Consider the following 290-nt stretch of genomic DNA (forward strand, 5'->3'; position numbering starts at 1 on the left):
CTCCGAGATTGCAGCGCGACTCAGGATTACGCGCCAAGGCGTTCACAAAGCGCTGTCACCGCTCAAGCATCGAGCAATGCTGTCCCCGTCCGGCCCCGAGTATGCGGTGAGCGAGGACCTCGCACCGCTGCTGGCGTTCGCCCAAGCCGTCGTGACCCACGAGCACCGATCGCGAGCCCGGGAGATCGCGCCGAGCGCAACTGTCGAATGGTGCGACCCGAAGCGTGCGCTCGTCCGCGTGCAGACCGCCGAGGATACAGACGCACTCCTGGACGCCCCTGAGTGGCAGG

At 66.9% G+C, this 290-nt stretch carries 1 protein-coding gene; it reads left to right on the forward strand.

The window, feature by feature from the left end; genetic code table 11:
- Nucleotides 1-290, forward strand: a 290-nt coding sequence (locus HKX41_11115; GenBank protein ID NNC24681.1) for a MarR family transcriptional regulator, incomplete at both ends; no start/stop codon positions are given.

It is taken from the genome of Salifodinibacter halophilus (assembly GCA_012999515.1).
In the GTDB taxonomy this organism is placed as follows: Bacteria; Pseudomonadota; Gammaproteobacteria; order Nevskiales; family Salinisphaeraceae; genus Salifodinibacter; species Salifodinibacter halophilus.